Below are 3,481 nucleotides of genomic sequence, written 5' to 3'. Positions count from 1 at the left end.
CATGAGCATACTGCCATCTGAAATATTCTCTTTTGTCTTTACTGCCACTTGCAAGCTCTGTCATTGGCATATTCCTATAGCTTATTAAATTCCCTTTTTCATCTACTTCTGCCCATGATATGTTGTCTGGATATGCGTTTACATCTATTCCTATGACTCCTTTTTCTTTTGTTATTTTTATTTCTGGATATTCTTCTTCAATAGCAAAATAGGCGTATATACTGCCATTTTTGAGTTTTAATTCTACAGAGTAAGGTATGTTTGATTCTGCAATTTCCTGCAGAAGTTCTTCTCTTCTCTTATTCTTTTTGTAGCCTGCTTCTATTCTGGCATATACATATTTTCTTTCCCCTACATTTATCCTTAAGAAAGTGCCATTTTTTCTTACTTCTATTCTTGTGTTGAGATTTCCTTTTTTGCTTTTATCTCCTCTTGAATAGAGATTTCCTTTTCTTCTTTCTTGCCACTTTGTTTTTAGTTTTTTATATTCTTTCCCATTTATATGGCGCTTTTGAAGTTTTTTAAATAAATCTTTCCCTCCAAAAATTACTTTCTTTGGATTATTCCCTAATTCTTTAGAGGATTCTAATGTGCTTCTTGCTTTCATTATTGCATCATCTACATACCTTGAGTTTAAATTGAAAGTTCTCGGAAGGTCTCTTTTTAATGTTTTTCTATTATAACCTTCTAGAAGCCTTTTGTATGCAAATCTCATGCAGGAGGACCATCTTCTCATTAAGTCTAATACTGTTTGTTTGTCTTGTTGGTTTAGAAAAATGAGTTTAGCCTGTATTACTATCATGTTTTTTACCACCTCTTTTGTCCATAAATTCTTGCTGCAAATGAGGACTATTGCTATTAAATCTTCTGCCAGTTCTTTATTTCATTTACTCCACTTGCTATCTCATGTATGACTTCATACTGCCATCCTTGGGAATTGGCGTGCTCTTCCATCCTTCTAATTTGATTCTTAAGATATTCTTCTTGTTTCTTTGTGGACACTCTTGCATACAAAACTACTTTGGGTTTTGGTTTTTCTTCCAGCATGCCTAATAACTTCTCTATATCTTCTTTTTTGTACCTTCTTCTTCCTTTTGGTGTTCTAACTGGGGTTATTAATCCTTCCTTTTCCCAGGTTATTAATGTAATTCTGCTTATATCATACAGCTCTTTAACCTTTTTTATAGTTACTAACATTTGTCATCACCTAATTGAAATTACATCATTTTTTACTACTAATTCCAACTGTTTTGACCTCCCTCTAGTTTAATCTTACTATACTTTTGTTACATAAACATTAAATAAACATAAAAAAATCATTAAAAAAGCTTAATCCTTTTTCTTTTTGGGCAGGGAAATTTTAAAAACAGTTCCTTCTCCCACTTTACTTTCCACTGTGACTTTGCCTTCATGAATGTCTATTATCTCTTTAGCAATAGCGAGTCCTAAGCCAAAACCACCGCTCTTTTTAGACCTTGCGGTATCTCCTCTTGTAAACCTGTCAAATATTTTGGGAAGAGTTTCTTCACTTATCCCTATTCCGTTGTCAGCAATTGTTAAATAAATATTATTTTCATCTTCCTCCAAACCCACTATGACATTGCCACCATTATAGGTGTATTTTATTCCATTTTCTACTATATTATACACCATTCTGTAAAATCTGTCCGCATCCACTTCTGCGAAGACATTACTTTTGCCTTGAAAAGCAAGGTTTATTTCTTTTGCCTTTGCAAGCGGAGCGAGACTTTCTATGACGTCTAATATGATTTCACTAATTTCGCATTTCTTCACTCTCACTGATTTAATTTTGTCCATTCTTGCCAACTCTAATAGGTCGTTAACTAGTCTTGTCATCCTATCAATTTCACTGTCCACATCCCTCAATATTTCTTTATAAAAATGTACATCCTCATTTCTGCTATCTATTAATGATTCAACCAAAGCCTTTACTGACGCAAGAGGAGTTTTAAGTTCATGAGATGCATCTGAAACAAATCTTTTGCGCTCTTCATCCATCTGCATAAGGCTTAAACTCATTTTATTAAAAGCTCTCGCCAATTTTCCTATTTCATCATTACTTTTTACGTCCACCTTATAATCCAATTTCCCTTGAGATAAAATATTTGCTGCTTCTGTTAATCGTTTTAAAGGATTAGTAATGTAAGAAGCCACTAAAAGGCTTAAAAGGCTTACCAAAAATCCAATACCTGTAAAAGTATATATCATGCGATACTTTATAGAGTTTAAAAGGTCTATTATGTTATCTATAGAAGAAGATATAAGTATTGCCCCTACTACATTGTTTTTTGCTATAACGGGGACTGCAGTATACATCGCCCAACCTACCCCATTTATGTCATGAATGCTTGTAGAACCCTTGCCATTTAAAGCCTCTTTTATATCGCTGTAATCCTTTATTACTTTTCCTTCAAATTCTTTTGAGGAAGCAGAATCTACCAATACTTTTCCATTTATATTAGTAAAAAGTATTCTTGAACTTATTTGTTTTGCATACTCCATTATAGTGGGCTCAATCAAATAAGAAGAAGAGGTACCTACAAATCTTGATACAAAATTAGATACCATATTGGCTTGCATTAAATTATTGACTCTGACATTGTCTAAATAGCTTTTTTCAATATAACGGTAAAGATAAAACCCAGTTAATGCCAACGAAATTATTAAAATTATCAAATATAATGAAAAGATTTTCCACCTTAAACTCATCTTATCACCTTTACTTCATATAGTATCCTGCACCCCATTTGGTGAAAATATATTGAGGATTTGCAGGGTCATCTTCAATTTTCTCTCTAAGTTTTCTCACATGCACTGTAACAGTATTAGTATCACCGTAAAAATCAAATCCCCATATCAAGTCTAACAATTTATCTTTCGTATAGACTTTTCCTGGATTAGAAGCTAACAACACTAAAATTTCAAATTCTTTATTTGTAAGCTCAATTCTCTTGCCTCTCTTGTAAACTGCTCTTTCTGGAATATTTATATAAAGTTCTCCCCTTCTTATTTCGTCTTTCCTCTTGGTATAAGGATTTGTAGCTCTTCTTAAAAGTGCTCTTATTCGCGCAATAAGCTCTCTAGTATTAAAGGGCTTCGCTAAATAATCATCAGCTCCTATTTCTATCCCTACAATCTTGTCAATATCATCTCCTCTTGCAGTAAGCATAATTATGGGAATATTTGAAAAAGTCCTTATCTCTCTACACACTGAAAAACCGTCTAACTTAGGAAGCATAATATCTAAAATTACAAGGTCATAATTCCCTAAACGAACCTTATCAAGCCCTTTTTCTCCATCGTAGGCAGTATCAACTTCAAACCCTTCTTCTTCTAAAGAAAGTTTTAAACCTTTTACAAACATCTCTTCATCGTCTATAATCAACAATTTTTCCATCTAAACCTCCTCCTGACACCAGTATATCATAATAATTTACAAAAAAAATAGCCTTAACGGCTA

Annotated in this window: 2 protein-coding genes and 2 pseudogenes; all 4 read right to left on the bottom strand. The window is 33.0% G+C overall.

What is annotated here, in order from left to right:
- Positions 1–802 (bottom strand): annotated as a pseudogene (locus M663_RS0111450) (transposase); the annotation flags it as partial.
- A pseudogene (locus M663_RS14855) lies at positions 783–1,197 on the bottom strand (MerR family DNA-binding transcriptional regulator). The pseudogenes M663_RS14855 and M663_RS0111450, both read right to left, overlap by 20 nt.
- Before the next feature lie 132 nt (positions 1,198–1,329).
- Positions 1,330–2,730 (bottom strand): ATP-binding protein, encoded by a 1,401-nt coding sequence (locus M663_RS0111440; protein WP_029689008.1) that lies wholly within the window; start codon positions 2,728–2,730, stop codon positions 1,330–1,332.
- Between the two features lie 10 nt (positions 2,731–2,740).
- Positions 2,741–3,418, bottom strand: a complete 678-nt coding sequence (locus M663_RS0111435) for a response regulator transcription factor (protein WP_029689007.1) — start codon at positions 3,416–3,418, stop codon at positions 2,741–2,743.
- Positions 3,419–3,481: the final 63 nt, after the last annotated feature.

Source organism: Thermoanaerobacter sp. A7A (assembly GCF_000445185.1).
Lineage (GTDB): Bacteria > Bacillota > Thermoanaerobacteria > Thermoanaerobacterales > Thermoanaerobacteraceae > Thermoanaerobacter.
The sequence above is the reverse complement of the archived record's forward strand: the minus strand, read 5'-3'. Positions and strand labels throughout refer to the sequence as shown.

Excerpts from the sequence above, each read along its gene's own strand:
- M663_RS0111440 (WP_029689008.1), bottom strand. The coding sequence starts at position 2,730 with ATGAGTTTAAGGTGGAAAATCTTTTCATTATATTTGATAATTTTAATA.
- M663_RS0111435 (WP_029689007.1), bottom strand. The coding sequence starts at position 3,418 with ATGGAAAAATTGTTGATTATAGACGATGAAGAGATGTTTGTAAAAGGT.